Origin of the sequence: Streptomyces sp. NPDC005533, from assembly GCF_042871845.1 — a bacterium.
Lineage (GTDB): Bacteria > Actinomycetota > Actinomycetes > Streptomycetales > Streptomycetaceae > Streptomyces.
Window position 1 is genome coordinate 150,043 of record NZ_JBIAJH010000011.1, and the last position, 23,487, is coordinate 173,529.

At 68.0% G+C, this 23,487-nt stretch carries 32 protein-coding genes; 2 read left to right on the forward strand and 30 right to left on the reverse strand.

Annotation, left to right across the window (positions count from 1 at the left end; translation table 11 throughout):
• Positions 1 to 12: 12 nt before the first annotated feature.
• Both glmS and ACFYP3_RS13995 read right to left on the reverse strand, forming a co-directional pair.
• The gene (gene glmS, locus ACFYP3_RS13990) at positions 13 to 1,860 is read right to left on the reverse strand and encodes a glutamine--fructose-6-phosphate transaminase (isomerizing) (RefSeq protein WP_388831367.1); all 1,848 of its coding nucleotides are present in this window, start codon (positions 1,858 to 1,860) and stop codon (positions 13 to 15) included.
• Positions 1,861 to 1,969: 109 nt separating this feature from the next.
• On the reverse strand, positions 1,970 to 2,731 hold the full coding sequence (locus tag ACFYP3_RS13995; RefSeq protein ID WP_388831369.1) for a hypothetical protein: 762 nt from the start codon (positions 2,729 to 2,731) through the stop codon (positions 1,970 to 1,972).
• Between the two features lie 259 nt (positions 2,732 to 2,990).
• Here ACFYP3_RS13995 and coaA point away from each other — a divergent pair, with 259 nt between their 5' ends.
• Complete coding sequence (gene coaA / locus ACFYP3_RS14000) at positions 2,991 to 4,040, forward strand: type I pantothenate kinase (protein ID WP_388831370.1); 1,050 nt, start codon at positions 2,991 to 2,993, stop codon at positions 4,038 to 4,040.
• Positions 4,041 to 4,055: 15 nt separating this feature from the next.
• Positions 4,056 to 5,012, forward strand: coding sequence for a DUF389 domain-containing protein (locus tag ACFYP3_RS14005; RefSeq protein ID WP_388831371.1), 957 nt, complete (start codon positions 4,056 to 4,058; stop codon positions 5,010 to 5,012).
• Between the two features lie 13 nt (positions 5,013 to 5,025).
• Here the strand turns inward: ACFYP3_RS14005 and glmM are convergent, their stop codons facing one another.
• From glmM to rplP, 28 genes are all read right to left on the reverse strand, one after another.
• Positions 5,026 to 6,384, reverse strand: coding sequence for a phosphoglucosamine mutase (gene glmM, locus ACFYP3_RS14010; RefSeq protein WP_388831373.1), 1,359 nt, complete (start codon positions 6,382 to 6,384; stop codon positions 5,026 to 5,028).
• 136 nt (positions 6,385 to 6,520) lie between these two features.
• The gene (rpsI, locus tag ACFYP3_RS14015; RefSeq protein ID WP_030710366.1) at positions 6,521 to 7,039 is read right to left on the reverse strand and encodes a 30S ribosomal protein S9; all 519 of its coding nucleotides are present in this window, start codon (positions 7,037 to 7,039) and stop codon (positions 6,521 to 6,523) included.
• Positions 7,040 to 7,081: 42 nt separating this feature from the next.
• On the reverse strand, positions 7,082 to 7,525 hold the full coding sequence (rplM, locus tag ACFYP3_RS14020; protein WP_008739660.1) for a 50S ribosomal protein L13: 444 nt from the start codon (positions 7,523 to 7,525) through the stop codon (positions 7,082 to 7,084).
• 231 nt (positions 7,526 to 7,756) lie between these two features.
• Complete coding sequence (locus ACFYP3_RS14025) at positions 7,757 to 9,025, reverse strand: glycosyltransferase family 87 protein (protein ID WP_388831376.1); 1,269 nt, start codon at positions 9,023 to 9,025, stop codon at positions 7,757 to 7,759.
• Positions 9,026 to 9,094: 69 nt separating this feature from the next.
• The gene (locus tag ACFYP3_RS14030) at positions 9,095 to 10,723 is read right to left on the reverse strand and encodes an ABC-F family ATP-binding cassette domain-containing protein (RefSeq protein WP_388831378.1); all 1,629 of its coding nucleotides are present in this window, start codon (positions 10,721 to 10,723) and stop codon (positions 9,095 to 9,097) included.
• 44 nt (positions 10,724 to 10,767) lie between these two features.
• Positions 10,768 to 11,619: a tRNA pseudouridine(38-40) synthase TruA gene (gene truA, locus ACFYP3_RS14035; protein ID WP_388831380.1), complete on the reverse strand. Its 852-nt coding sequence runs from the start codon at positions 11,617 to 11,619 to the stop codon at positions 10,768 to 10,770.
• 100 nt (positions 11,620 to 11,719) lie between these two features.
• A complete protein-coding gene (gene rplQ, locus ACFYP3_RS14040) occupies positions 11,720 to 12,181 on the reverse strand; it encodes a 50S ribosomal protein L17 (RefSeq protein ID WP_030154710.1) in 462 nt (153 codons plus the stop codon).
• Positions 12,182 to 12,284: 103 nt separating this feature from the next.
• On the reverse strand, positions 12,285 to 13,307 hold the full coding sequence (locus ACFYP3_RS14045) for a DNA-directed RNA polymerase subunit alpha (protein WP_007265920.1): 1,023 nt from the start codon (positions 13,305 to 13,307) through the stop codon (positions 12,285 to 12,287).
• 149 nt (positions 13,308 to 13,456) lie between these two features.
• Complete coding sequence (gene rpsK, locus ACFYP3_RS14050) at positions 13,457 to 13,861, reverse strand: 30S ribosomal protein S11 (protein WP_003956432.1); 405 nt, start codon at positions 13,859 to 13,861, stop codon at positions 13,457 to 13,459.
• Between the two features lie 54 nt (positions 13,862 to 13,915).
• Complete coding sequence (gene rpsM, locus ACFYP3_RS14055) at positions 13,916 to 14,296, reverse strand: 30S ribosomal protein S13 (protein ID WP_030710357.1); 381 nt, start codon at positions 14,294 to 14,296, stop codon at positions 13,916 to 13,918.
• Positions 14,297 to 14,497: 201 nt separating this feature from the next.
• A complete protein-coding gene (gene rpmJ / locus ACFYP3_RS14060; protein WP_003956441.1) occupies positions 14,498 to 14,611 on the reverse strand; it encodes a 50S ribosomal protein L36 in 114 nt (37 codons plus the stop codon).
• Between the two features lie 74 nt (positions 14,612 to 14,685).
• On the reverse strand, positions 14,686 to 14,907 hold the full coding sequence (gene infA, locus ACFYP3_RS14065; protein ID WP_003956442.1) for a translation initiation factor IF-1: 222 nt from the start codon (positions 14,905 to 14,907) through the stop codon (positions 14,686 to 14,688).
• A 143-nt stretch (positions 14,908 to 15,050) separates the two neighbouring features.
• The gene (gene map, locus ACFYP3_RS14070; RefSeq protein WP_376614999.1) at positions 15,051 to 15,902 is read right to left on the reverse strand and encodes a type I methionyl aminopeptidase; all 852 of its coding nucleotides are present in this window, start codon (positions 15,900 to 15,902) and stop codon (positions 15,051 to 15,053) included.
• A 92-nt stretch (positions 15,903 to 15,994) separates the two neighbouring features.
• Positions 15,995 to 16,642, reverse strand: coding sequence for an adenylate kinase (locus tag ACFYP3_RS14075; protein ID WP_388831383.1), 648 nt, complete (start codon positions 16,640 to 16,642; stop codon positions 15,995 to 15,997).
• Positions 16,642 to 17,955 (reverse strand): preprotein translocase subunit SecY, encoded by a 1,314-nt coding sequence (secY, locus tag ACFYP3_RS14080; protein WP_388831385.1) that lies wholly within the window; start codon positions 17,953 to 17,955, stop codon positions 16,642 to 16,644. The genes ACFYP3_RS14075 and secY overlap by 1 nt, the downstream gene beginning before the upstream one ends.
• A 187-nt stretch (positions 17,956 to 18,142) precedes the next feature.
• On the reverse strand, positions 18,143 to 18,598 hold the full coding sequence (gene rplO / locus ACFYP3_RS14085; RefSeq protein WP_008739693.1) for a 50S ribosomal protein L15: 456 nt from the start codon (positions 18,596 to 18,598) through the stop codon (positions 18,143 to 18,145).
• Position 18,599: 1 nt separating this feature from the next.
• Positions 18,600 to 18,782 carry a 50S ribosomal protein L30 gene (rpmD, locus tag ACFYP3_RS14090; RefSeq protein ID WP_005313525.1) on the reverse strand — a complete coding sequence of 61 codons (183 nt, stop codon included), beginning with the start codon at positions 18,780 to 18,782 and terminating at the stop codon, positions 18,600 to 18,602.
• A complete protein-coding gene (rpsE, locus tag ACFYP3_RS14095) occupies positions 18,782 to 19,387 on the reverse strand; it encodes a 30S ribosomal protein S5 (RefSeq protein ID WP_030298218.1) in 606 nt (201 codons plus the stop codon). Before rpsE ends, rpmD begins: the two co-directional genes overlap by 1 nt.
• Before the next feature lie 45 nt (positions 19,388 to 19,432).
• Positions 19,433 to 19,816: a 50S ribosomal protein L18 gene (rplR, locus tag ACFYP3_RS14100; protein WP_030026334.1), complete on the reverse strand. Its 384-nt coding sequence runs from the start codon at positions 19,814 to 19,816 to the stop codon at positions 19,433 to 19,435.
• A gap of 2 nt (positions 19,817 to 19,818) precedes the next feature.
• Positions 19,819 to 20,358, reverse strand: a complete 540-nt coding sequence (gene rplF, locus ACFYP3_RS14105; RefSeq protein ID WP_030710347.1) for a 50S ribosomal protein L6 — start codon at positions 20,356 to 20,358, stop codon at positions 19,819 to 19,821.
• A gap of 20 nt (positions 20,359 to 20,378) precedes the next feature.
• Entirely contained in the window at positions 20,379 to 20,777 is a 399-nt protein-coding gene (gene rpsH / locus ACFYP3_RS14110) for a 30S ribosomal protein S8 (protein ID WP_007265911.1), read from the reverse strand.
• 223 nt (positions 20,778 to 21,000) lie between these two features.
• Positions 21,001 to 21,186: a type Z 30S ribosomal protein S14 gene (locus tag ACFYP3_RS14115; RefSeq protein ID WP_003956452.1), complete on the reverse strand. Its 186-nt coding sequence runs from the start codon at positions 21,184 to 21,186 to the stop codon at positions 21,001 to 21,003.
• Positions 21,187 to 21,191: 5 nt separating this feature from the next.
• Entirely contained in the window at positions 21,192 to 21,743 is a 552-nt protein-coding gene (gene rplE / locus ACFYP3_RS14120) for a 50S ribosomal protein L5 (protein WP_030388859.1), read from the reverse strand.
• The gene (gene rplX / locus ACFYP3_RS14125; RefSeq protein ID WP_030008468.1) at positions 21,743 to 22,054 is read right to left on the reverse strand and encodes a 50S ribosomal protein L24; all 312 of its coding nucleotides are present in this window, start codon (positions 22,052 to 22,054) and stop codon (positions 21,743 to 21,745) included. Before rplX ends, rplE begins: the two co-directional genes overlap by 1 nt.
• A 2-nt stretch (positions 22,055 to 22,056) precedes the next feature.
• Entirely contained in the window at positions 22,057 to 22,425 is a 369-nt protein-coding gene (rplN, locus tag ACFYP3_RS14130) for a 50S ribosomal protein L14 (RefSeq protein WP_003956455.1), read from the reverse strand.
• A 137-nt stretch (positions 22,426 to 22,562) separates the two neighbouring features.
• A complete protein-coding gene (rpsQ, locus tag ACFYP3_RS14135) occupies positions 22,563 to 22,844 on the reverse strand; it encodes a 30S ribosomal protein S17 (RefSeq protein ID WP_030008467.1) in 282 nt (93 codons plus the stop codon).
• Positions 22,844 to 23,068, reverse strand: a complete 225-nt coding sequence (gene rpmC / locus ACFYP3_RS14140; protein WP_008739703.1) for a 50S ribosomal protein L29 — start codon at positions 23,066 to 23,068, stop codon at positions 22,844 to 22,846. The genes rpsQ and rpmC overlap by 1 nt, the downstream gene beginning before the upstream one ends.
• Positions 23,068 to 23,487: a 50S ribosomal protein L16 gene (rplP, locus tag ACFYP3_RS14145; protein WP_030026326.1), complete on the reverse strand. Its 420-nt coding sequence runs from the start codon at positions 23,485 to 23,487 to the stop codon at positions 23,068 to 23,070. Before rplP ends, rpmC begins: the two co-directional genes overlap by 1 nt.

The window sequence follows — 23,487 nt, forward strand, 5'->3', positions numbered from 1 at the left end:
TCCAGCCGGTCACTACTCCACGGTCACGGACTTTGCGAGGTTACGCGGCTGGTCCACCTCGTTGCCCCGCGCCGTCGCCAGTTCGCACGCGAAGACCTGCAAGGGCACGGTCGCCACCAGCGGCTGGAGCAGCGTCGGCGTCGCCGGGATGCGGATCAGGTGGTCGGCGTACGGGACGACCGCCTCGTCGCCCTCCTCCGCGATCACGATGGTCCGCGCCCCGCGCGCCCGGATCTCCTGGATGTTCGACACGATCTTGTCGTGGAGCACGGAGCGTCCGCGCGGCGACGGTACGACGACCACCACCGGCAGGTCCTTCTCGATCAGCGCGATCGGCCCGTGCTTGAGCTCGCCCGCCGCGAAGCCCTCGGCGTGCATGTACGCGAGTTCCTTGAGCTTGAGCGCGCCCTCCAGCGCCACCGGGTAGCCGACGTGGCGGCCGAGGAACAGCACGGTGTCCTTGTCGGCGAGGGAGCGCGCGAGCTGCCGTACCGGTTCCATGGTCTCCAGTACGGTGTCCACCGCCGCGGCGATGTCCGACAGTTCGCGGACCACGGCCTGGATCTCGTCGCCCCACTTCGTCCCCCGCACCTGCCCGAGGTACAGCGCCACGAGGTAGCAGGCGACCAGCTGCGTCAGGAACGCCTTCGTGGAGGCGACGGCCACTTCCGGGCCCGCGTGCGTGTAGAGCACGGCGTCCGACTCGCGCGGGATCGTCGACCCGTTCGTGTTGCAGACGGCCAGCACCCTGGCCCCCTGCTCGCGGGCGTGCCGCAGCGCCATCAGGGTGTCCATGGTCTCGCCGGACTGGGAGATCGCGACGACCAGCGTCCGCTGGTCCAGGATCGGGTCGCGGTAGCGGAACTCGCTCGCCAGCTCCGTCTCGCACGGGATGCGGGTCCAGTGCTCGATGGCCAGCTTCGCGATCATGCCCGCGTGGTAGGCCGTGCCGCAGGCCACGATCACGACCTTGTCGACCTCCCGGAGCACCGAGACGGGGATGCGCACCTCGTCCAGGGTCAGCGAGCCGCTCGCGTCGATCCTGCCCAGGAGGGTGTCGGCGACGGCCTTCGGCTGCTCGGCGATCTCCTTGAGCATGAAGTAGTCGTAGCCGCCCTTCTCGGCCGCCGAGGCGTCCCAGTCCACGTGGTACGCCCGGACGTCCGCGGGCGAACCGTCGAAGTTCGTCACCGTGACGCCCTCGCGGCGCAGCTCCACGACCTGGTCCTGGCCGAGCTCGATCGCGGACCGGGTGTGGGCGATGAACGCGGCGACGTCCGAGGCGAGGAAGTTCTCGCCCTCGCCGACGCCCACCACCAGGGGCGAGTTCCGGCGCGCGCCGACCACCACGTCCGGCTCGTCGGCGTGCACGGCGACCAGCGTGAAGGCGCCCTGCAGCCGGCGGCACACCTGCCGCATGGACTCCGCGAGGTCGCCCGTCGCCGAGAAGTGCTCGGCCAGCAGGTGCGCCACGACCTCGGTGTCCGTCTCGGACTCCAGCCGGTGTCCGCGCTCGGCGAGTTCGGCCCGCAGCTCGGCGAAGTTCTCGATGATGCCGTTGTGCACGACGGCGACCCGCCCCGAGTTGTCGAGGTGCGGGTGGGCGTTGACGTCGGTGGGCCCGCCGTGGGTCGCCCACCGGGTGTGCCCCAGCCCGGTGGATCCGGCCGGCAGTGGGTGCCCGACCAGTTCCTTCTCCAGATTGACGAGCTTTCCGGCCTTCTTGGCGGCGGCCAGGCTGCCGTCCGAGAGCACGGCGACGCCTGCCGAGTCGTAGCCGCGGTACTCCAGCCGCTTGAGTCCGGCGATGACCACATCGAGCGCAGACTGCGCTCCCACGTAACCCACAATTCCGCACATAGGCCGCAGCGTACGCCGTAGTTGGCCGTCTGCCCCGTACCTGAACACGACGAAAACCCCGCCCCGGCGAATGAGCCGGAGCGGGGTTGACGTTCGGTCGGTCGGGGACTCAGCCGAGCTTCTTGACCTGCGCGGCCACGATGGCGGTCGGCTTCTCCGCGACGCCCAGGGCCGACGCGGTGTGGGTGGCCAGCACGTTGCCCTTGCGGACGACGACGGTCTCGGTCGTGACCTTCGTGCCCTCGACGTCGGCCTCCAGCGTCAGGGCGATCGCCTCGTCGCCCCCGGTGGCCGCGGAGGACACCACCTTGTCGATCTTGGTGTTCTCGCCCTCCATCGTCAGCGAGAAACCGGCGGCGCACGCGGCGGCCGCGGACTTGACGGCTGCGAAGGCCTCCTCCGCGCCCTTGCCCTCGTAGGAGGCGAGGGTGACCGAGGTCCGGGTGCCGGCGAGGGCCTTCAGCCCCGCGGTGGCCGCGTCCTCCGGGCTGTCGCCCGCCTTGGGCTTGGCGACGGTCTTCATCCGCGCCACACCGGCGGCCGTGCCGACGGTGGCCGCGCCCTGCGTCCTGACCACTGGCTGGCACTCGGCCTTGTCGCTCTTCGCGGCCTCACCGGCCGCCACCTCGTCCTTCGGGACGGTGGTGACCAGGTGGTCCGCCAGCTCCTCCTTGGTCAGGAGCAGGGCGGACAGCTCGGCGTCCGTCTTGGCCTTGGCGCCTGCGGCGGCCGGGGCCGACGAGGAGGCGGACCCGGACGGCTTGGCGTCGGCCTTGGTGTCGGCCTTGTCGGAGCCGCAGGCGGTGACCAGCAGGGCCAGGGACACCGCGGACGCGGCCACGACGGTACGACGGACAAGAGCGGTACGCACGAAAGATCTCCCCCATGGAGCAAACGACATCAGGGCAGCGCGAAAGATCATCGGCGCCGCGGTGATCAACAATGTACGGGGCGTTCGATCGGGCGATCGGGGTTTTCCGCGTGGGCCCCGGATCGTGACCGGGGCGAGACCCCCTTTGCCCCGAATCGAGACCGGCCCGCCGCAACCGCCGCCGCGGCCCTCCCGCGGCCCCTGCGCACGTGACCGACCACACCACCCACAACCGCCCCCGAGCCCCGACAATGGCGGTGTGATCACTTCGCCGCCACGAAGCAGCACGCCGGACGACGCAACGGAGCGAGCCGGCCGGGAGGGGCACCCCACGCGCCCCGCCCACCGACGGGGCCCCGAGGCCTCGCCGTACGTCGACCTCACCCGGGCCGAGTGGAGCGCCCTGCGCGAGCGGACCCCGCTGCCGCTGACCGCCGACGAGGTGGAACGGCTGCGCGGCCTCGGTGACGTCATCGACCTCGACGAGGTCCGCGACGTGTACCTGCCGCTCTCCCGCCTCCTGAACCTCTACGTCGGCGCCACCAGCAACCTCCGCGGCACCCTGAACACCTTCCTGGGGGACGCGGGCAACGGGCACGGCGCCCAGCAGGGCACGCCCTTCGTCATAGGGGTCGCCGGTTCGGTCGCCGTCGGCAAGTCCACCGTCGCCCGTCTCCTCCAGGCCCTGCTCGCCCGCTGGCCCGAGCACCCGCGGGTGGAGCTGGTCACCACCGACGGGTTCCTGTACCCGATGAAGGAGCTCCAGCGGCGCGGCCTCACCTCCCGCAAGGGCTTCCCGGAGTCCTACGACCGCCGCGCGCTCACCCGTTTCGTCGCCGACATCAAGGCCGGAAAGGACGAGGTCAGGGCCCCGGTCTACTCCCACCTGATCTACGACATCGTGCCCGGCGAGGAGCTCGTCGTCCGGCGCCCGGACATCCTCATCGTCGAGGGCCTCAACGTGCTCCAGCCGGCCCTGCCCGGCACGGACGGCCGCACCCGCGTCGCCCTCGCCGACTACTTCGACTTCAGCGTGTACGTGGACGCGCGTCCCGAGGACATCGAGCGCTGGTACCTCAACCGCTTCCGGAAGCTGCGCGAGACCGCCTTCCAGAATCCTTTCTCCTACTTCCGCAAGTACACCCAGGTCTCCGAGGAGGAGGCCATGGAGTACGCGCAGACGATGTGGCGGACGATCAACAAGCCCAACCTGCTGGAGAACGTGGCGCCCACCCGCGGCCGGGCCACCCTCGTCGTCCGCAAGGGCCCGGACCACAAGGTGCAGAAACTGAGCCTGCGCAAGCTCTGAAGCTAGTCTGCGGCCATGCTGCATCTTCGGATGATCACCCCGCACCACCTCACGGAGCAGGTGGTGGAGCTGATCGACAACACGGTCGGCACCACTCACCTGGTCGTACTGGCCGGCGCCGCCCGCAACCCCGAAGGCGATCTCGTGCTCTGCGACGTCGCCCGCGAGGCGGCCGACGAGCTCCTCCAGGAGATGCGCCGGCTCGGCATCGACAAGAGCGGCTCCATCGCCGTGGAGAACATCGACCTGTCCATCTCCCGACGCGCCGACGACGCGGAGGCCGAGGCGCCGGGCGAGGCCGCGGACGCGGTGATCTGGGAGCAGCTGTCGGAGGCGACCCACGAGGAGTCCACCCTCACGATCACCTACGCCGCCTTCATGATCATCGCGACGATGATCGCGGCCTGTGGCGTGGTGCTGGACAACGCGATCCTGATCGTGGGCGCCATGGCCGTCGGCCCGGAGTTCGGGCCGCTCGCCGGCATCTGCACGGGCCTGGTGCAACGCCGGCCGCGGCTCGCCGGGCGCTGCCTCTACGCCCTGGTGATCGGCTTCACGGCGGCGATCGCGGCGACGACGGTCTTCAGCCTGGGGATGGACGCGCTCGACCTCTTCCACGAGGCGATGCTCGACGACCCCCGCCCGAACACCAGCTTCATCTGGCAGCCCGACCCGTTCTCCTTCGTCGTGGCGCTGCTCGCCGGGGTGGCCGGCATGCTGTCGCTGACCTCGGCGAAGGCCGGTGCGCTGGTCGGCGTGGCGATCTCCGTCACCACCGTCCCGGCGGGCGCCAACGCCGCCGTGGCACTCAGCTACGGGGACTTCGCCCAGATGTGGGGCTCGGCCGTCCAGCTGGCGCTCAACCTGGGCGGCATCGTCCTCGCCGGCACGCTCACCCTGATCGCGTCGAAAATGCTGTGGCGCACCCAGCGGGGCCGGATGACCCGGCCGCCGGGTGCGCCACGCACCTGAGGACTGCCCGGGACTAGCCCAGCGCCGACTTCACGACGTCCGCGAGACGGCCGGCGATCGCGCGGGCCTGCTCGATGTCGGCGGCCTCGACCATCACCCGTACGAGGGGCTCGGTACCGGACGGACGGAGCAGCACCCGTCCGGTGGTGCCCAGCTCGCGCTCGGCGTCGGCCACGGCCGCCGCCAGCTCCGCGGAGGTGGTGACCCGGGACCGGTCCACGTCGGGGACGTTGACCAGCACCTGCGGCAGCCGCTGCATGACGCCCGCCAGCTCGGCGAGGGACCTGCCGGTGGCCGCGACCCGCGCCGCCAGCAGCAGCCCGGTCAGCGTGCCGTCGCCGGTCGTCGCGTGGTCGAGGATGATCACGTGGCCGGACTGCTCGCCGCCCAGCGCGTAGCCGTGCTCCTTCATCGACTCCAGCACGTACCGGTCGCCGACCCCGGTCTGTACGACCTGGATGCCCTCGCCCTCCATGGCCAGCTTGAAGCCCAGGTTGGACATCACGGTGCCGACCACGGTGTTCTCGCGCAGCTGGCCGGCCTCGCGCATGGCCAGCGCCAGCACCGCGAGGATCTGGTCGCCGTCGACCTCCGCGCCGGAACCGTCCACGGCGAGGCAGCGGTCGGCGTCACCGTCGTGCGCGATGCCGAAGTCGGCGCCGTGCTCGACGACGGCCGCCTTGAGCAGGCCGAGGTGGGTGGAGCCGCAGCCGTCGTTGATGTTCAGGCCGTCCGGCTCGGCGCCGATCGTGATGATCTCCGCGCCGGCCCGGGCGAAGGCCTCGGGCGAGACGTAGGCGGCCGCGCCGTGCGCCTCGTCCAGGACGATCTTCAGGCCGTCGAGGCGGTTGGGGAGGACCCCGATGAGGTGGGCGACGTACTTCTCGAAGCCCTCGGTGTAGTCGGAGACCCGGCCGACGCCGGCGCCGGTGGGCCGGTCCCACGGGGCGCCGGTGCGGTGCTCCTCGTAGACGGACTCGATGCGGTCCTCCAGCTCGTCGGCGAGCTTGTGGCCGCCGCGCGCGAAGAACTTGATGCCGTTGTCCGGCATGGCGTTGTGGCTGGCGGAGAGCATCACGCCGAGGTCGGCACCCAGCGCACCGGTGAGATACGCCACCGCCGGGGTGGGCAGCACACCGACGCGCAGGACGTCCACGCCCGCGCTCGCGAGGCCGGCCACGACCGCCGCCTCGAGGAATTCGCCGGAGGCCCGGGGGTCCCGGCCGACCACGGCCGTCGCCCGGTGGCCCGCGAAGGTGCCCGCTTCGGCCAGCACGTGGGCAGCCGCCACGGAGAGGCCGAGCGCGAGCTCCGCCGTCAGATCCGCGTTGGCAACGCCGCGTACACCGTCCGTCCCGAAGAGTCGTCCCACTGTTGTCCTCCCGAGTTTCCGCATCGCATTATGACCGCTTGTGACAGGTATTTGCCGCTTGTGGCGGTAAACGAACCGCCCCGGCAGCACAGAGAGTGCTGCCGGGGCGGTTTCGTTGCAGAACAGCAGGCGCAGATTAACGCTTGCTGTACTGCGGAGCCTTACGGGCCTTCTTGAGACCGGCCTTCTTGCGCTCGACCGCACGGTCGTCGCGGGAGAGGAAGCCGGCCTTCTTCAGCGCCGGGCGGTTGTTGTCCACGTCCGCCTCGTTCAGCGCACGGGCCACGCCGAGGCGCAGGGCGCCGGCCTGACCGGACACGCCGCCACCCGAGATGCGGGCGATGACGTCGTAGCGGTTGTCGAGCTCGAGCAGCTTGAACGGCTCGTTGACTTCCTGCTGGTGCACCTTGTTGGGGAAGTAGTCCTCAAGGGTGCGACCGTTGATCTTCCACTTGCCGGTGCCCGGGACGATCCGGACGCGGGCGATGGCGTTCTTGCGACGGCCCAGGCCGGCGGCCGGCTGGGGGTCGCCGAAGCGGCCGGCAAGGGACTCGGAGGTGTAGTCGCCCTCGACGACGACCTCGGACTCGCTGGTGTACTCCTCGACGTTGCCCTCGAACTCTTCGACGGTCGTCTCGGCGGTGGTCTCGGCCACGATGCTCCTCAGAATTTTCTACGTCTTAGGGGGTGGCCGGAACTACTGCGCGACCTGGGTGATCTCGAACGGCACCGGCTGCTGGGCAGCGTGGGGGTGCTGGTCGCCCGAGTAGACCTTCAGCTTCGAGAGCATCTGACGGCCCAGGGTGTTCTTGGGGAGCATGCCCTTGATGGCCTTCTCGACGGCCTTCTCCGGGTTGTTCGCCAGGAGGTCGTCGTAGCGCACGGAGCGGAGACCGCCCGGGTAGCCGGAGTGGCGGTACGCCATCTTCTGCGAGGCCTTGTTGCCGGACAGGTGAACCTTGTCGGCGTTGACGATGATGACGAAGTCGCCCATGTCCATGTGGGGGGCGTAAGTCGGCTTGTGCTTGCCGCGCAGGAGGGCTGCGGCCTGGGTCGCCAGACGGCCGAGGACAACGTCCTGGGCGTCGATGACGAGCCACTGGCGCGAGATGTCGCCGGGCTTGGGGCTGAACGTACGCACGCGTATGCCTTCGCTTCTTCGGTGGTGGTATCCCAAGGGCGCAAGCCCCAACGGGAAGGTCCTGACAGGGTCACCACGGACGATCACGACAGCCCTCATTCGCAGCGGGGACGCACCCGCGCGAACTGCTGGTCATCGGTCCGGTGGACCGGCGCAAGGCCCTTTCACGTGAGAATGAGAAAGCCAATACGCATAACAAACCAGCAGGATACCCAAGCAGACCCGTACGGGTCAAAACGCGGTCCGCGATGCCGATTCTGCTGGCGTCGCGGCGCACTCCGGTTCGGTCCTGGGTGGGGACCCCGTAGTTGTTACTGGTGTCAGGATAACCCGACCGGAGCGCAGCACACGACGCGCCAGCAGAATCGCGAGGGCGCACAGGGTGGCGCAGTCCTTGAAGGCGCGCCGCTTGTGGGCCAGCTCCGAGGGCCACGGGATCAGGGCCACCTGGGGCGTCAACGCCAGCCAGAACCAAGGCGATCGGGGCATCGAGCCCGGCCGCACCGCCGAGGCCAGCAGCAGCGGGAGCACCACCAGCAGGTAGTGGTCGAAGGACGGCCGCGACACCAGGAATGCGGCGAGCATCACCAGACAGGCGGTCTCCACCAGCCGCAGCTCACCCCCGTCGGCCTCGTCCCGCCGGTGCCACCGCACCCAGACCGCCCACAGGGCGGCCCCGGCCCCGGCGAACGCGAACAGCACCGCGATCGGCTCGGGCACCCCCAGCCGCGGCAGCACCGCGATGGGCGAGGCGTCCCAGGGCAGGGCGTACGCGTCCTGCCCCTGGAGCAGGAAGGGCAGGGTCTTGGTGAAGAACAGCGACGGGCTCGGCATCATCAGCGCGCCGGCCAGCGAGAGCCCCAGCGGCACCAGCACGGCCACGGCCAGCCCCCGCCACTGCCGGGCGAGCAGGAACAGCAGCCCGATCGGCACCAGCATCGGCTTGCACGCGATCGCCAGCCCGATCACCAGCCCGGCCGCCGCCCACGACCGCCGGTGCGCGAGCAGCAGCGCCAGCGGCAGCGCGGCCGCCGAGATGGCGGTCCAGTTGCCGATCAGCACGAGGTTCACGTACGGCTTGTAGGCGAGGGCGAAGACCGCGAAACCGCCGACCGCGAAGCGCGAGCGCAGCGGCACCGCGAACATCCGCAGCGCGGCCAGCCAGCCCGCTCCCAGCAGCCCCGACATGCCGACCGGCAGGACCCACTGCAACACCGTCCGCGGCAGCAGGGCCTCCGGGACCGCCATGATCACGGCGCTCGGGAGGTAGAGGAAGCGCTTGTCCTCGTACGGGGAGCCGCCCGCGAGCAGCGTCTGCGCCGCCTTGACCACGAAGGCGTTGTCCGAGCCCCAGTTCGCGCGCAGGCTCGTGGAGACGGCGACCCCGAGGAGCACCGCGAGGGAGAGGACCTGCACGGACCGGGAGGCCGGGCGCAGCAGCCAGTCGATCAGCCGGCTCCCGGAGGCCGGCGTTCCGGAGGTCTGGTTCTCCCACTTCATCAGCCAGATGCTAGGCCGCAGCCCCACGACGCCTGCCCCTCACTCATCCGAGGGGGTGACGGTATCCCCCTAGCGCTTGCGTTCGACTCTACGTTCGTCCCAGACGGGTTCCTGAGTCTCCCGCACAACACCGTCCGAACCGAAGACCAGGTAACGGTCAAATGTGCGCGCGAACCAGCGATCGTGCGTGACGCACAGCACAGTCCCCTCGTACGCCTCCAGGCCGTCCTGGAGTGCCTCCGCGGACTCCAGGTCCAGGTTGTCCGTCGGCTCGTCCAGCAGCAGCGCCGTGGTCCCCGCCAGTTCGAGCAGCAGGATCTGGAAGCGTGCCTGCTGGCCGCCCGAGAGCTTCTCGAACGGCTGGTCGGCCTGGCGCTCCAGCTCGTACCGGCGCAGCGCGCCCATCGCCGCGCCGAGCGGCTTCGCCGCCTCCGTCCACAGGATGTCGACGAGGGTGCGGCCGAACAGCTCGGGGTGGGCGTGCGTCTGCGCGAAGTGGCCGGGAACCACCCGCGCGCCCAGCTTCCACGTGCCCGTGTGCTTGACGTCCTCGCCGGCCATCAGCCGCAGGAAGTGCGATTTGCCGGAGCCGTTCGAGCCCAGCACGGCGACCCGCTCGCCGTAGAAGACCTCCAGCGAGAAGGGCTTCATCAGCCCCGTCAGCTCCAGGTTCTCCACGGTCAGCGCGCGTACGCCCGTCCGCCCGCCCTTGAGCCGCATCCGGATGTCCTGCTCCCGCGGCGGCTCCGGCGGGGGGCCGGCCTCCTCGAACTTCTGGAAGCGGGTCTGCATCGCCCGGTACCGCGAGGCCATGTCGGGGCTGCTCGCGGCCTGGTTGCGCAGCCGCAGGACCAGGGCCTTGAGCCGGGCGTGCTCCTCGTCCCAGCGCCGCTTGAGCTCCTCGAAGCGCGCGAAGCGCTCCTTGCGGGCGTCGTGGTAGGTGGCGAAGCCCGCGCCGTGCACCCAGACGTCGGAGCCCATCGGGCTCGCCTCCAGGCTGATGATCTTCTCGGCGGCCCGGGTCAGCAGCTCCCTGTCGTGCGAGACGAACAGCACGGTCTTCCGGGTCGCCTTGAGCTGGTCCTCCAGCCACCGCTTGCCGGGGACGTCGAGGTAGTTGTCCGGCTCGTCGAGCAGCAGCACCTCGTCCGGCCCGCGCAGCAGCGCCTCCAGCACGAGCCGCTTCTGCTCACCGCCCGACAGCGTGCGGACCTCGCGGAACTGCGCGGTGTCGTACGGGATGGCCAGCGCGGCCATGGTGCAGACGTCCCACAGGGTCTCCGCCTCGTAGCCCTGGACGTCCGCCCAGTCGCTGAGCGCCTGCGCGTAGGCCATCTGCGCGGCCTCGTCGTCCACGGTCAGGATCAGCTGCTCGGCCCGGTCCACGGCCTTGGCGGCCTCCCGGATCCGCGGCTGGGCCACCGACACCAGGAGGTCCCGCACGGTCGTCTCGTCCCGCACCGAGCCCACGAACTGCGACATCACACCGAGACCGCCGGAGACGGTCACACCGCCGCCGTGCGGCTGGAGCTCCCCGGAGATCATCTTCAGCAGGGTGGTCTTACCGGCCCCGTTCGCCCCCACGAGGGCGACCACCGACCCCTCCCCCACGCGGAAGGAGACGTCGGGGAGCAGGACCCGCCCGTCGGGAAGGTAGTACTCCAGATGGCTGGCTTCGAGATGTCCCATGCCCGGCATTCTCCCGGTCCGGCGCCGATCCACCCAACCGGTTTGGCCGGCGGTCAGCAGCAGCCGGCTCCGGGGAGGGTGCGCATGTTGCGGGCTTCCTTGCTGCGGGCGGCCAGCAGCTCGTCCGCCGGGTAGCCGACCTCCTCCAGCGTCAGCCCGTGCGGCTTGACCACGTGCACCGAGGAGTCCCGTACGGCGGCCCGCAGGACCTTGCCGGGCCAGTCGGTGGGCCGGTGCCCGTCGCCGACGTGCAGCAGGGCTCCCACCAGCGAGCGGACCATGTTGTGGCAGAAGGCGTCGGCGCGGACGGTCGCCGTGACGATCCCGTCCTCGGCGCGCTCCCAGCTGAGCTGCTGGAGCGTGCGGATGGTCGTGGCGCCCTCGCGCTTCTTGCAGTACGCGGCGAAGTCGTGCTCGCCGAGCAGCGGGGCGGCCGCCTCGTTCATGGCGTCCACGTCGAGGGGCCACTGGTGCCACAGCACGTGGCCGCGGCGCAGCGGGTCGACGCCCCCCTGGTGGTCGCCGACGCGGTAGGCGTAGCGCCGCCAGATGGCCGAGAAGCGGGCGTTGAAGCCCTCGGGGGCCTCGGCGACCTTCCACACCCGTACGTCGTGCGGCAGCCGTCCGGCAAGGCGGCGCAGCAGCTTGTCGTGGTGCTCGGCCCACACCTCCTCGGCGAGGTCGAACTGGGCGACCTGCCCGCGGGCGTGCACGCCCGCGTCGGTACGCCCGGCCACGGTCAGCTCGACCGGGTCGGACAGCCGCATCACGGTCTGCAGGGCCGACTCCAACTCGCCCTGGACGGTCCGCAGCACGCGCTGCTTCGCCCAGCCGGAGAAGTCCTTGCCGTCGTAGCTCAGGTCCAGCCGCACCCGGACGTGCCCGGGCTCCACCTCGTCACTCACGTGACAGATCCTCTCAGAGTCACCGCAATGCAGAACGGGCCCGCCCCCCGGAAGGGGCGGGCCCGTTCAGAGCCGATCAAGCAAGCGTGATCCCGGAGGATCAGGCCTCCTTGGTCTCCTCGGCGGGGGTCTCGACAGCCTCCGCCTCCTTGACCGCGCGCTTGGTGGCGGCCTCGGCCTCACCAGTGGCCTGCTGGGCGACCGTGAGGGCCTCGACCAGCTCGATCACGGCCATCGGGGCGTTGTCGCCACGACGGTTGCCGATCTTGGTGATGCGCGTGTAACCACCGGGGCGGTTCTCGTAGCGCGGGGCGATCTCGGTGAACAGCGTGTGCACGATGCTCTTGTCCGTGATCGTCTGCAGCACCAGGCGACGGTTGTGGATGTCGCCCTTCTTGGCCTTGGTGACCAGACGCTCGGCGTAGGGACGCAGGCGACGGGCCTTGGCCTCGGTGGTGGTGATGCGGCCGTGCTCGAAGAGCGCCTTCGCGAGGTTCGCGAGGAGGTGCTTCTCGTGCGCGGCGGAGCCGCCCAGGCGGGCACCCTTTGCGGGACGCGGCATTGTTACTCCTTCAAATCTGCACCGGCCGTGTCAGGTACCGGAGTCAGTTCCCTCAAGCGGTCGCGAGAGGGGGTGTGGGGGGCGCGAGCCCCCCACAAGCTTTCTAGTACTGCTCGGTCTCGACGAAACCGGCGTCCGCGTCGTCGTCGGCGCCGAAGGCGTCGGCGGCAGCGGTCGGGTCGAATCCGGGCGGGCTGTCCTTGAGGGCCAGGCCCATGCCGGCCAGCTTCGCCTTGACCTCGTCGATCGACTTCGCACCGAAGTTGCGGATGTCGAGCAGGTCGGCCTCGGAGCGGGCGACGAGCTCACCCACGGAGTGGATGCCCTCGCGCTTGAGGCAGTTGTACGACCGGACGGTGAGCTCGAGCTCCTCGATCGGCAGCGCCAGGTCGGCGGCCAGGGCGGCGTCCGTGGGGGACGGGCCCATGTCGATGCCCTCGGCGTCGATGTTGAGCTCGCGCGCCAGACCGAACAGCTCGACCAGGGTCTTGCCGGCGGACGCCATGGCGTCACGCGGGCGCATGGCCTGCTTGGTCTCGACGTCGACGATCAGCTTGTCGAAGTCGGTGCGCTGCTCGACTCGGGTCGCCTCGACCTTGTAGGTGACCTTGAGGACCGGGCTGTAGATGGAGTCGACCGGGATGCGGCCGATCTCCTGGCCCAGCTGCTTGTTCTGGACGGCGGAGACGTAACCGCGACCGCGCTCGACGGTCAGCTCCATCTCCAGCTTGCCCTTGCCGTTGAGCGTGGCGAGGACCAGGTCCGGGTTGTGCACCTCGACACCGGCCGGGGGCGCGATGTCAGCGGCGGTGACCAGGCCGGGACCCTGCTTGCGCAGGTACATCACGACCGGCTCGTCGTGCTCCGAGGAGACGACCAGCTGCTTGATGTTCAGGATGATGTCGGTGACGTCTTCCTTCACACCCGGCACGGTCGTGAACTCGTGCAGGACGCCGTCCACGCGGATGCTGGTGACAGCGGCACCCGGGATCGAGGACAGGAGCGTGCGGCGCAGGGAGTTGCCGAGGGTGTAGCCGAAGCCCGGCTCCAGCGGCTCGATCACGAACCGCGAGCGGTACTCGTCGACGACCTCTTCGGTCAGCGAAGGACGCTGAGCGATAAGCATGTCTGTGTTCCTTCATTCGTGGACGCCCACTATTTGACGCCCGACGGGGTGCAGCCGGAGCTGCGGACTACAAGGGTACGGGCGGTACGTCCCCCGCGAGGGGTTCGTACCGCCCGGACACTCAAGAACGCACAGGTGCGTCCGCTGCGTCAGACGCGGCGGCGCTTCGGCGGGCGGCAGCCGTTGTGCGGGGTGGGGGTGACGTCCTGGATCGAGCCGACCTCGAGGCCGGTGGCCTGGAGGGAGCGGATCGCGGTCTCGCGGCCGGAGCCCGGACCCTTCACGAAGACGTCGACCTTGCGCATGCCGTGCTCCTGCGCGCGGCGGGCGGCCGACTCGGCGGCCATCTGCGCGGCGAAGGGGGTGGACTTGCGCGAGCCCTTGAAGCCGACGTGGCCGGCGGAGGCCCAGGAGATCACGTTGCCCGAGGGGTCGGTGATCGAAACGATGGTGTTGTTGAACGTGCTCTTGATGTGGGCGTGCCCGTGAGCGACGTTCTTCTTTTCCTTGCGGCGCACCTTCTTGGCAGCGCCCTGACGACCCTTGGGGGGCATCTAAATCTCCTACGGGAGGTGGTCGGTCCTACAGCGCAAGACCGCTGAACAGGACTACTTCTTGCCCGGCTTCTTCTTACCGGCGATCGCGCGACGCGGGCCCTTGCGGGTACGCGCGTTCGTGCTGGTGCGCTGACCGTGCACCGGGAGGCCGCGACGGTGGCGGATACCCTGGTAGCACTGGATCTCGACCTTGCGACGGATGTCGGCCTGGATCTCGCGGCGGAGGTCACCCTCGGTACGGAGGTTGGCGTCCACGTACTCGCGGATCTTGACCAGGTCCTCTTCGGCCAGGTCACGAACGCGGGTGTTCGGGTTCACGCCGGTGGAGGCGAGGATCTCCTTGGACCGGGTGCGCCCGATACCGAAGACGTAGGTGAGTGCGATCTCCACACGCTTTTCGCGCGGGATGTCAACACCGGAAACGCGTGCCATTCAATGGCTCCTGTGTGTTCGGGGGTCTTCCGCAGAATCAGCCCCGACCGCCGACCACACCTGAATGGGTGGTGGTACGCCCGGGTCCCCGGCCCCCGCCGGAGGTGCCGCCGGCCCCTTGCAGGGCTGGGCGGATTCTGCGTATGTACGTTTTCTTACGTCGCGCGAAGAACTGCGTTAAGGCAGGTCGGTCGGCGTGCGTCAGCCCTGGCGCTGCTTGTGGCGCAGGTTGTCGCAGATGACCATGACCCGACCGTGACGGCGGATCACCTTGCACTTGTCGCAGATCTTCTTGACGCTCGGCTTGACCTTCATGTTGGTGAGGTTCTCCGGGTCAGTGCCACCACCCGCACCGGGACAAGACGCCCAGGCAGGAGTGAGGACAAGATCTACTTGTATCGGTAGACGATCCGGCCACGCGTCAGGTCGTACGGAGACAGCTCCACGACGACCCGGTCATCCGGGAGGATGCGGATGTAGTGCATGCGCATCTTGCCGCTGATGTGCGCGAGGACCTTGTGACCGTTCTGCAGTTCCACCTTGAACATCGCGTTCGGGAGGGACTCGATCACGGTGCCCTCGATCTCGATGGCACCTTGCTTCTTGGCCACGCTTCGCCCTTCGAATCGGCTACCTTGATCGACTCCGGTGCGCCACGCTTGCAGGCATGGATGTGCACGAGAGCCGACGAGTCAGTCTACGTCAGGGCACCCAGAAAGACGAATCCGGAAAGTTTGCCCCAGAGTGTAGATCATTACGCCAGAGGGTCCGGAGCCGTGGTGACTCCGTACTCCGCCAGCTTCGCCTTGCCGCAGTCCGGGCTGGTCAGGACGATCGGACCGGCCTCCGTCAGGGCGATGGAGTGCTCCCAGTGCGAGGACCAGGTGCCGTCCGTCGTGATGACCGTCCAGTCGTCCGCCAGTACCTCCGTCTGGGCGGTGCCCAGGGAGACCATCGGCTCGATCGCCAGGCAGACGCCCGGGACCAGCTTGATCCCCTTGCCCCGCTTGCGCGAGACGTAGTTCAGCAGGTGCGGGTCCATGTGCATCTCGGACCCGATGCCGTGGCCGCCGTAGTCCTCGATGATCCCGAACTTGCCGAGGCTGTGGTCACCGGTGGCGGGACGCGGCTGGCGCTTGATGTACGTCTCGATCGCCTTGGAGATGTCCACGAGCCGGTTGCCGAGCTTCATGGCGGCGATGCCGGCCCACATGGACTCCTCGGTCACCCGGGAGAGCTCCAGGAGCTCCGGGGCGTGCCCCGTGCCCACGAAGGCGGTGTACGCGGCGTCGCCGTGCCAGCCGTCGACGATGGCGCCGGCGTCGATCGAGATGATGTCGCCGTCCTTGAGGACCGTCTTGTCGTCCGGGATGCCGTGGACGACGACCTCGTTCACCGAGGTGCAGATCGTCGCGGGGAAGCCGCCGTAGCCGAGGAAGTTCGACTTGGCGCCGGCGTCCGCGATCACCTTGCGGGCCACCATGTCCAGATCACGCGTCGTGGCGCCCGGAACGGCCGCCTCACGGGTCGCCGCGTGGATCGCGGCGACGACCAGCCCCGCCTCGCGCATCTTCGCGATCTGCTCGGGGGTCTTGATCTGGACCATGAAAAACGCCTTCCAGCCTCGGTACGAGTCTTCTCAACAGTACGGCCGCGATGCCCTGGGGACACCGCGGCCGTTCTTGCCCTACGGGGGTACTACTTCGGGAGGGCGTCCATCGCGCGCTTCGTGACGTCCGCGACCTCACCCAGGGCCGGGATGGTCACCAGCAGGCCCTGGCCCTTGTAGTAGTCGATGATCGGCTCGGTCTGCGTGTGGTAGACCTCCAGCCGGTTGCGCACCGTGTCCTCGGAGTCGTCACCGCGCTGGTACAGCTCGCCACCGCAGAGGTCGCAGACGCCCTCGGTCTTCGGCGGGGCGTACGCGACGTGGAAGACGTGCGAGGAGTCGTTGCGGCAGCACCGGCGGCCGGCGATCCGCTTGACGACCTCGTCCTCCTCGACCTCCAGGTCGAGGACGGCGTCGAGCTTCATGCCCTCGGCCTTCAGCATCTCGTCGAGGGCCTCGGCCTGCGACACGTTGCGCGGGAAACCGTCGAGCAGGAAGCCGCGGGCGGCGTCGGGCTGCGCCATCCGGTCCTTCGCCATGCCGATGGTCACCTCGTCGGGGACCAGGTCGCCGGCGTCCATGTACGCCTTCGCCTGCTTGCCCAGCTCGGTTCCCTGGCTGATGTTGGCCCGGAACAGGTCGCCCGTGGAGATGTGCGGGATCGACAGGTTCTTGGCGAGGAACGCGGCCTGCGTTCCCTTGCCCGCACCGGGCGGTCCCACGAGGACGATTCGCATCAGCGGAGGAACCCTTCGTAATTACGCTGCTGGAGCTGGCTCTCGATCTGCTTCACGGTTTCCAGACCCACACCCACGATGATCAGGATGCTCGTCCCGCCGAACGGGAAGTTCTGGTTCGCTCCGAAGCCGGCCAACGCCATCGTCGGCACAAGAGCGATGAGACCCAGGTACAGCGACCCCGGCCAGGTGATCCGGTTGAGCACGTAGCTCAGGTACTCGGCAGTGGGTCGACCGGCACGAATACCCGGGATGAACCCACCATACTTCTTCATGTTGTCTGCAACTTCCTCGGGGTTGAACGAGATCGCCACGTAGAAGAACGCGAAGAAGACGATCAGGAGGAAGTAGGTCGCGATGTAGTACGGGTGGTCACCCTTGACGAAGTGCTTCTGGATCCAGGTGGCCCAGCCCGCGGTCGAGCCGCTGAACTGGACGATCAGTGCCGGGATGTAGAGCAGCGACGAGGCGAAGATGACGGGGATGATGCCCGCCTGGTTCACCTTGAGCGGGATGTAGGTCGAGGTACCGCCGTAGGCACGGCGGCCGATCATGCGCTTCGCGTACTGGACCGGGATCCGGCGCTGCGCCTGCTCGACGAAGACCACCAGGCACACCATCGCGAGGCCGACCAGGATGACGACGCCGAACTCGACCCAGCCATCCGCGATCTTGCCCTGGAGCTTGATCTGCCACATGGCGCCGATGAAGCCGGCGGCGATCGAGATGAACATGAGGATCGACATGCCGTTGCCGATGCCGCGGTCCGTGATGAGCTCACCGAGCCACATGACGACGCAGGTTCCGGCGGTCATGGTGACGACCATGACGATCGTGGTGAAGATGGACCGGTCGGGGACGATATCGCGGGCGGCCGAGCAGCCCTGGAACAGGGCACCGGTGCGGGCCGTGGCGACGAGGCCCGTGCCCTGCAGGATCGCCAGCGCGACCGTCAGATAGCGCGTGTACTGAGTGATCTTCGCCGTGCCGGACTGGCCCTCTTTCTTGAGGGTCTCCAGCTTCGGGATGACCACGGTCAGCAGCTGCAGAATGATGCTCGCCGTGATGTAGGGCATGATGCCGAGCGCGAAGATCGTGATCTGCAGCAGCGCACCGCCGCTGAACATGTTGACGAGGCCGAACAGCCCATTGCTGCTGCCTGCCTGCTCAACACAGATCTGAACGTTCTTGTAGCTCACGCCGGGTACCGGGATGTGGGACCCGAGCCGGAACAGCACGATGATGCCGAGCGTGAAGAGCAGCTTCTTGCGCAGGTCGGGCGTCTTGAACGCCCGGGCGAACGCGGTGAGCACGGTGCCTCCTGCGACCCCCGCGCTACTGCGTCAGAGGTGACGGTCTGAGGGATCGACGTATACGACAAAGCAAAGGTGCACGCCACCTTACCGGCGAGTGTGCCTTCCGTGGAACGACCAACCGGGGATGCCCCATATGTGAGGCATCCCCGGTCGGGTTTCGAGCTATTCAGCCACTGAAATCGTCTTAGACGAGCTCGGTGACGGTGCCACCGGCAGCGGCGATCTTCTCCTTGGCGGAGGCGGAGACGGCGTCAACCGAAACCTGCAGCGCCACGGAGAGCTCGCCCTGGCCCAGGACCTTGACGAGGCTGTTCTTGCGAACCGCGCCCTTGGCGACCAGGTCGGCCACCGTGACTTCTCCACCCTCGGGGTAGAGAGCGCCGAGCTTGTCCAGGTTGACGACCTGGAACTCGGTGCGGAACGGGTTCTTGAAGCCCTTGAGCTTCGGCAGGCGCATGTGGAGGGGCATCTGCCCACCCTCGAAGCGCTGCGGGATCTGGTAGCGGGCCTTCTGGCCCTTCGTACCACGACCGGCCGTCTTACCCTTCGACGCCTCACCACGACCGACACGGGTCTTCGCGGTCTTGGCGCCGGGGGCGGGACGGAGGTTGTGGGCCTTCAGCGGGCTGTTCTCAGCCATGTTAGTCAACCTCCTCAACCGTCACGAGGTGGCGGACGGTGTGCACCATTCCGCGGAACTCGGGGCGGTCCTCCTTGACGACCACGTCGTTCAGGCGCTTGAGCCCGAGCGAACGCAGAGTGTCGCGGTGGTTCTGCTTGCTACCGATGTACGACTTCGTCTGCGTGATCTTGAGGCGAGCCATTACGCAGCACCCGCCCCGGCACGTGCACGAAGCAGGGCCGCGGGGGCGACGTCCTCGAGGGGCAGACCACGGCGAGCCGCGATCTCCTCGGGACGCTGCAGGCCCTTGAGGGCCGCCACGGTCGCGTGCACGATGTTGATCGCGTTCGAAGAGCCGAGCGACTTCGACAGGATGTCGTGAACGCCGGCGCACTCCAGAACGGCGCGCACCGGGCCACCGGCGATAACACCGGTACCGGGGGAAGCCGGCTTCAGCAGCACGACGCCCGCAGCGCGCTCGCCCGTGATCGGGTGAGGGATGGTGCCCTGGATGCGCGGAACCTTGAAGAAGTTCTTCTTCGCTTCCTCGACACCCTTGGCGATGGCCGCGGGAACTTCCTTGGCCTTGCCGTAACCGACACCTACAGTGCCGTCACCGTCGCCCACCACGACCAGCGCGGTGAAGCTGAAGCGGCGACCACCCTTGACAACCTTGGCGACGCGGTTGATCGCGACAACGCGCTCAACGTAAGCGGTCTTCTCGGCGGCAGGGCCACCGTCGCGACCCTTCCGGTCCCGCCGCTCGCCGCCACCGGCACCGCTTCCGCGGCGCTGGGGTCCAGCCATTGGATTACCTCTCTCTGTTACGTCCGTGAGTCCCGGAACCGGGGCTTAGAACTTCAGCCCGGCTTCGCGGGCGGCGTCAGCCAGAGCGGCAATGCGCCCGGCGTATCGGTTGCCACCGCGGTCGAACACGACGGTCTCGACACCCGCAGCCTTGGCACGCTCGGCGACGAGCGCGCCGACAGCCTGGGCCTGGGCGCTCTTGTCGCCTTCGCCACCGCGGATCGAAGCGTCCAGGGTCGACGCGGACGCCAGGGTGTGACCCTGGAGGTCGTCGATGACCTGAGCAACGATGTTGCGGTTGGAACGCGTCACGACGAGGCGCGGACGCTCCGCCGTACCCGAGACGTTCTTGCGGATGCGGATGTGGCGGCGAGCCTTGGCAGCGCGCTTGTACGCGTCGCCCTTGGCGATCTTCACACCGTATGCCATGGCTACTTACCAGCCTTTCCGACCTTGCGGCGGATGACTTCGCCGGCGTACTTGACACCCTTGGCCTTGTACGGGTCGGGCTTCCGCAGCTTGCGGATGTTGGCGGCGACCTCGCCGACCTTCTGCTTGTCGATGCCCTCGACCGTGAACTTGGTCGGCGACTCGACCTTGAAGGAGATGCCCTCGGGCGCCTCCACCAGGATCGGGTGGCTGTATCCGAGCTGGAACTCCAGGTCGGAGCCCTTCGCCAGGACACGGTAACCGACACCGCTGATCTCGAGAGCCTTGACGTACCCCGTGGTCACACCGGTGATCATGTTCGCCACCAGCGTGCGGGACAGGCCGTGCAGGGCCTTGTTCTGACGCTCGTCGTTCGGGCGGGTGACGTTCAGAACGCCGTCCTCGTCCTTGACGACTGCGATGGGCGCCTTAACGGTGTGCGCGAGGGAACCCTTGGGGCCCTTCACGGCGACCGTCTGGCCATCGATGGTGACGTCCACACCGGCGGGAACCTGGATGGGGAGCTTGCCGATTCGCGACATTGCTTTTCCTCCGTTCCCGACTACCAGACGTAGGCGAGGACTTCCCCACCTACGCCCTTCTTGCCTGCCTGCTGGCCGGTGAGGAGACCGTGGGACGTGGAGATGATCGCCACGCCCAGGCCGCCGAGCACCTTCGGCAGGTTGGTGGACTTTGCGTACACGCGCAGACCGGGCTTCGAGATCCGCTTGATGCCCGCGATGGAGCGCTCACGGTTCGGCCCGAACTTCAGCTCGAGGACGAGGTTCTTGCCGACCTCGGCGTCCTCGACCTTCCAGCCGGTGATGAAACCCTCCTGCTTGAGGATCTCCGCGATGTGCGACTTGATCTTGCTGTGCGGCATCACGACGGTGTCGTGGTACGCCGAGTTAGCGTTACGCAGACGGGTCAGCATGTCTGCGATCGGGTCAGTCATGGTCATGAAGTGGCCTTCGGCCTCTCTCGCCGGGGTTTCCTGTATGCGCCATCCCTCTCCCCACTCAGTGGCGGGACGGGTGCGGTGCGGGGACCTACGGCGTAGTAAGTCGTTATGGGCGGCGGACGCCCAACCACACAAGCCTAAGGCATGCGCGGCCGGGCACCCACCGTCCAGATGCTTACCGAGAGTGCCTGGTACCGCCCAAGTCCTTGCGGACGAGGGTGATTTACCAGGAGCTCTTGGTCACGCCCGGCAGCTCGCCACGGTGAGCCATCTCACGAAGGCAGACGCGGCACAGGCCGAACTTGCGGTACACGGAGTGGGGGCGACCGCAGCGCTGGCAGCGGGTGTACGCACGCACACCGAACTTGGGCTTGCGGGCAGCCTTCGCGATGAGAGCCTTCTTCGCCATCTCGCTTACGCCTCCTTGAAGGGGAAGCCGAGGTGACGAAGGAGGGCACGGCCCTCGTCGTCGTTGGTCGCCGTGGTGACCACGGTGATGTCCATACCCCGGGTACGGTCGATCTTGTCCTGGTCGATCTCGTGGAACATGACCTGCTCCGTGAGACCGAAGGTGTAGTTGCCACGGCCGTCGAACTGCTTCGGCGACAGACCACGGAAGTCACGGATACGCGGCAGCGCGAGCGACAGCGTACGGTCCAGGAACTCCCACATGCGGTCACCACGGAGGGTGACGTGGCAGCCGATCGGCTGACCCTCGCGCAGCTTGAACTGCGCGATGGACTTCCGGGCCTTCGTGACGGCCGGCTTCTGACCGGTGATCGTCGTCAGGTCCTTGATGGCGCCGTCGATCAGCTTGGAGTCGCGGGCGGCGTCGCCCACACCCATGTTGACCACGATCTTCACGAGGCCGGGGATCTGCATGACGTTCTCGTAGGAGAACTCCTCACGCAGCTTGCCCGCGATGTCCTCGCGGTACTTCGTCTTGAGACGCGGAGTGGTAGCCATCAGATGTCCTCACCCGTCCGCTTGGCAACGCGGATCTTGTTGCCCTCGTCGTCGAAGCGGTAGCCGACGCGGGTGACGACCTTCTTGCCGTCCTTCTCCACAACCAGCTGAACGTTGCTGACGTGGACCGGGGCCTCGGTGATCACAATGCCACCGGCCTGGTTCTGCGCAGCCTTGGTGTGCTTCTTGACCCGGTTGACACCCTCGACGAGGACACGGTTGTCGGCGGGGAAGGCAACGATGACCTTGCCCTGCTTGCCCTTGTCCTTACCGGTGATGACCTGGACCAGGTCGCCCTTCTTGATCTTCATGCTTACAGCACCTCCGGCGCGAGCGAGATGATCTTCATGAACTTCTTCTCGCGCAGCTCACGGCCGACGGGGCCGAAGATACGGGTGCCGCGAGGGTCGCCGTCGTTCTTCAGAATGACGGCGGCGTTCTCGTCGAAGCGGATGTACGAGCCGTCCTGGCGGCGGCGCTCCTTCACGGTGCGAACGATGACCGCCTTGACGACGTCACCCTTCTTCACGTTGCCACCGGGGATCGCGTCCTTGACGGTGGCGACGATGACGTCACCGATGCCCGCGTAGCGGCGACCGGAACCACCGAGAACACGGATGCAAAGGATCTCCTTGGCACCAGTGTTGTCGGCGACACGCAGTCGCGACTCCTGCTGGATCACGTCTATCTCCTGTTTGTCTGCCGGTTCCCGGCGGGGGCTTCACTCCGAGGAGCGAGGCCCCCACCGAGCCTGGCGGAACGAATCTGAGGGAAACCCCTCAGACTGTGTCTGGTGGGAATTCGCTTGCGCGAATTTCCTTACTTGGCCTTCTCGAGGATCTCGACGATGCGCCAGCGCTTGCTCGCCGACAGCGGACGCGTCTCCATGATGAGGACGCGGTCGCCGACGCCGGCAGCGTTCTGCTCGTCGTGAGCCTTGAGCTTGTTCGTACGGCGGATGACCTTGCCGTACAGGGCGTGCTTCACGCGGTCCTCGACGGCGACGACGACGGTCTTGTCCATCTTGTCGCTGACGACCAGACCCTCACGGGTCTTGCGGAATCCGCGCTCGGTCTTCTCAGTCACGTTGTTCTCGCTCATCAGGCGCTCTCCACCGTCTCGATACCGAGCTCACGCTCGTGCATCAGGGTGTAGATGCGAGCGATGTCCTTACGGACGGACTTGAGCCGGCCGTTGTTCTCCAGCTGACCCGTGGCCGCCTGGAAGCGGAGCTTGAACAGCTCCTCCTTGGCCTCGCGCAGCTTGCCAACGAGCTCCTCGTTGCCGAGCTCACGCAGCTCGGACGCCTTGGTTCCCGTCGCCATCACGACTCACCTGCCTCGCGCCGAACAATCCGGCACTTCATCGGAAGCTTGTGAGCAGCGCGGGTGAGCGCCTCACGAGCAATCTTCTCGTTCGGGTAGGACAGCTCGAACATGACCCGGCCCGGGTGCACGTTGGCAATCCACCACTCGGGAGAACCCTTACCGGAACCCATGCGGGTCTCGGCGGGCTTCTTCGTGAGCGGGCGGTCCGGGTAGATGTTGATCCAGACCTTGCCGCCACGCTTGATGTGGCGGGTCATCGCGATACGAGCCGCCTCGATCTGGCGGTTCGTCACGTACGCCGGGGTCAGCGCCTGGATGCCGTACTCGCCGAACGAGACCTCAGTACCGCCCTTGGCCATACCGCGGCGCTTCGGGTGGTGCTGCTTGCGGTGCTTGACCCTACGAGGGATCAGCAT

Coding starts and splice junctions, on each gene's coding strand:
- ACFYP3_RS14045 (WP_007265920.1), bottom strand. CDS start 13,307: ATGCTTATCGCTCAGCGTCCTTCGCTGACCGAAGAGGTCGTCGACGAG.
- rpmC (WP_008739703.1), bottom strand. CDS start 23,068: ATGGCGACGGGAACCAAGGCGTCCGAGCTGCGTGAGCTCGGCAACGAG.
- rplR (WP_030026334.1), bottom strand. CDS start 19,816: ATGGCATACGGTGTGAAGATCGCCAAGGGCGACGCGTACAAGCGCGCT.
- rpmD (WP_005313525.1), bottom strand. CDS start 18,782: ATGGCTCGCCTCAAGATCACGCAGACGAAGTCGTACATCGGTAGCAAG.
- rpsQ (WP_030008467.1), bottom strand. CDS start 22,844: ATGAGCGAGAACAACGTGACTGAGAAGACCGAGCGCGGATTCCGCAAG.
- ACFYP3_RS14005 (WP_388831371.1), top strand. CDS start 4,056: ATGCTGCATCTTCGGATGATCACCCCGCACCACCTCACGGAGCAGGTG.
- rpmJ (WP_003956441.1), bottom strand. CDS start 14,611: ATGAAGGTCAAGCCGAGCGTCAAGAAGATCTGCGACAAGTGCAAGGTG.
- ACFYP3_RS14115 (WP_003956452.1), bottom strand. CDS start 21,186: ATGGCGAAGAAGGCTCTCATCGCGAAGGCTGCCCGCAAGCCCAAGTTC.
- rplQ (WP_030154710.1), bottom strand. CDS start 12,181: ATGCCGCGTCCCGCAAAGGGTGCCCGCCTGGGCGGCTCCGCCGCGCAC.
- rplF (WP_030710347.1), bottom strand. CDS start 20,358: ATGTCGCGAATCGGCAAGCTCCCCATCCAGGTTCCCGCCGGTGTGGAC.
- rpsM (WP_030710357.1), bottom strand. CDS start 14,296: ATGGCACGCGTTTCCGGTGTTGACATCCCGCGCGAAAAGCGTGTGGAG.
- glmS (WP_388831367.1), bottom strand. CDS start 1,860: ATGTGCGGAATTGTGGGTTACGTGGGAGCGCAGTCTGCGCTCGATGTG.
- ACFYP3_RS14075 (WP_388831383.1), bottom strand. CDS start 16,642: ATGCGAATCGTCCTCGTGGGACCGCCCGGTGCGGGCAAGGGAACGCAG.
- rplO (WP_008739693.1), bottom strand. CDS start 18,598: ATGGCTGAGAACAGCCCGCTGAAGGCCCACAACCTCCGTCCCGCCCCC.
- rplX (WP_030008468.1), bottom strand. CDS start 22,054: ATGAAGATCAAGAAGGGCGACCTGGTCCAGGTCATCACCGGTAAGGAC.
- rpsE (WP_030298218.1), bottom strand. CDS start 19,387: ATGGCTGGACCCCAGCGCCGCGGAAGCGGTGCCGGTGGCGGCGAGCGG.
- map (WP_376614999.1), bottom strand. CDS start 15,902: ATGGTCCAGATCAAGACCCCCGAGCAGATCGCGAAGATGCGCGAGGCG.
- rpsH (WP_007265911.1), bottom strand. CDS start 20,777: ATGACCATGACTGACCCGATCGCAGACATGCTGACCCGTCTGCGTAAC.
- ACFYP3_RS14025 (WP_388831376.1), bottom strand. CDS start 9,025: ATGAAGTGGGAGAACCAGACCTCCGGAACGCCGGCCTCCGGGAGCCGG.
- rplE (WP_030388859.1), bottom strand. CDS start 21,743: ATGGCTACCACTCCGCGTCTCAAGACGAAGTACCGCGAGGACATCGCG.
- rpsK (WP_003956432.1), bottom strand. CDS start 13,861: ATGCCCCCCAAGGGTCGTCAGGGCGCTGCCAAGAAGGTGCGCCGCAAG.
- ACFYP3_RS14030 (WP_388831378.1), bottom strand. CDS start 10,723: ATGCCGGGCATGGGACATCTCGAAGCCAGCCATCTGGAGTACTACCTT.
- rplP (WP_030026326.1), bottom strand. CDS start 23,487: ATGCTGATCCCTCGTAGGGTCAAGCACCGCAAGCAGCACCACCCGAAG.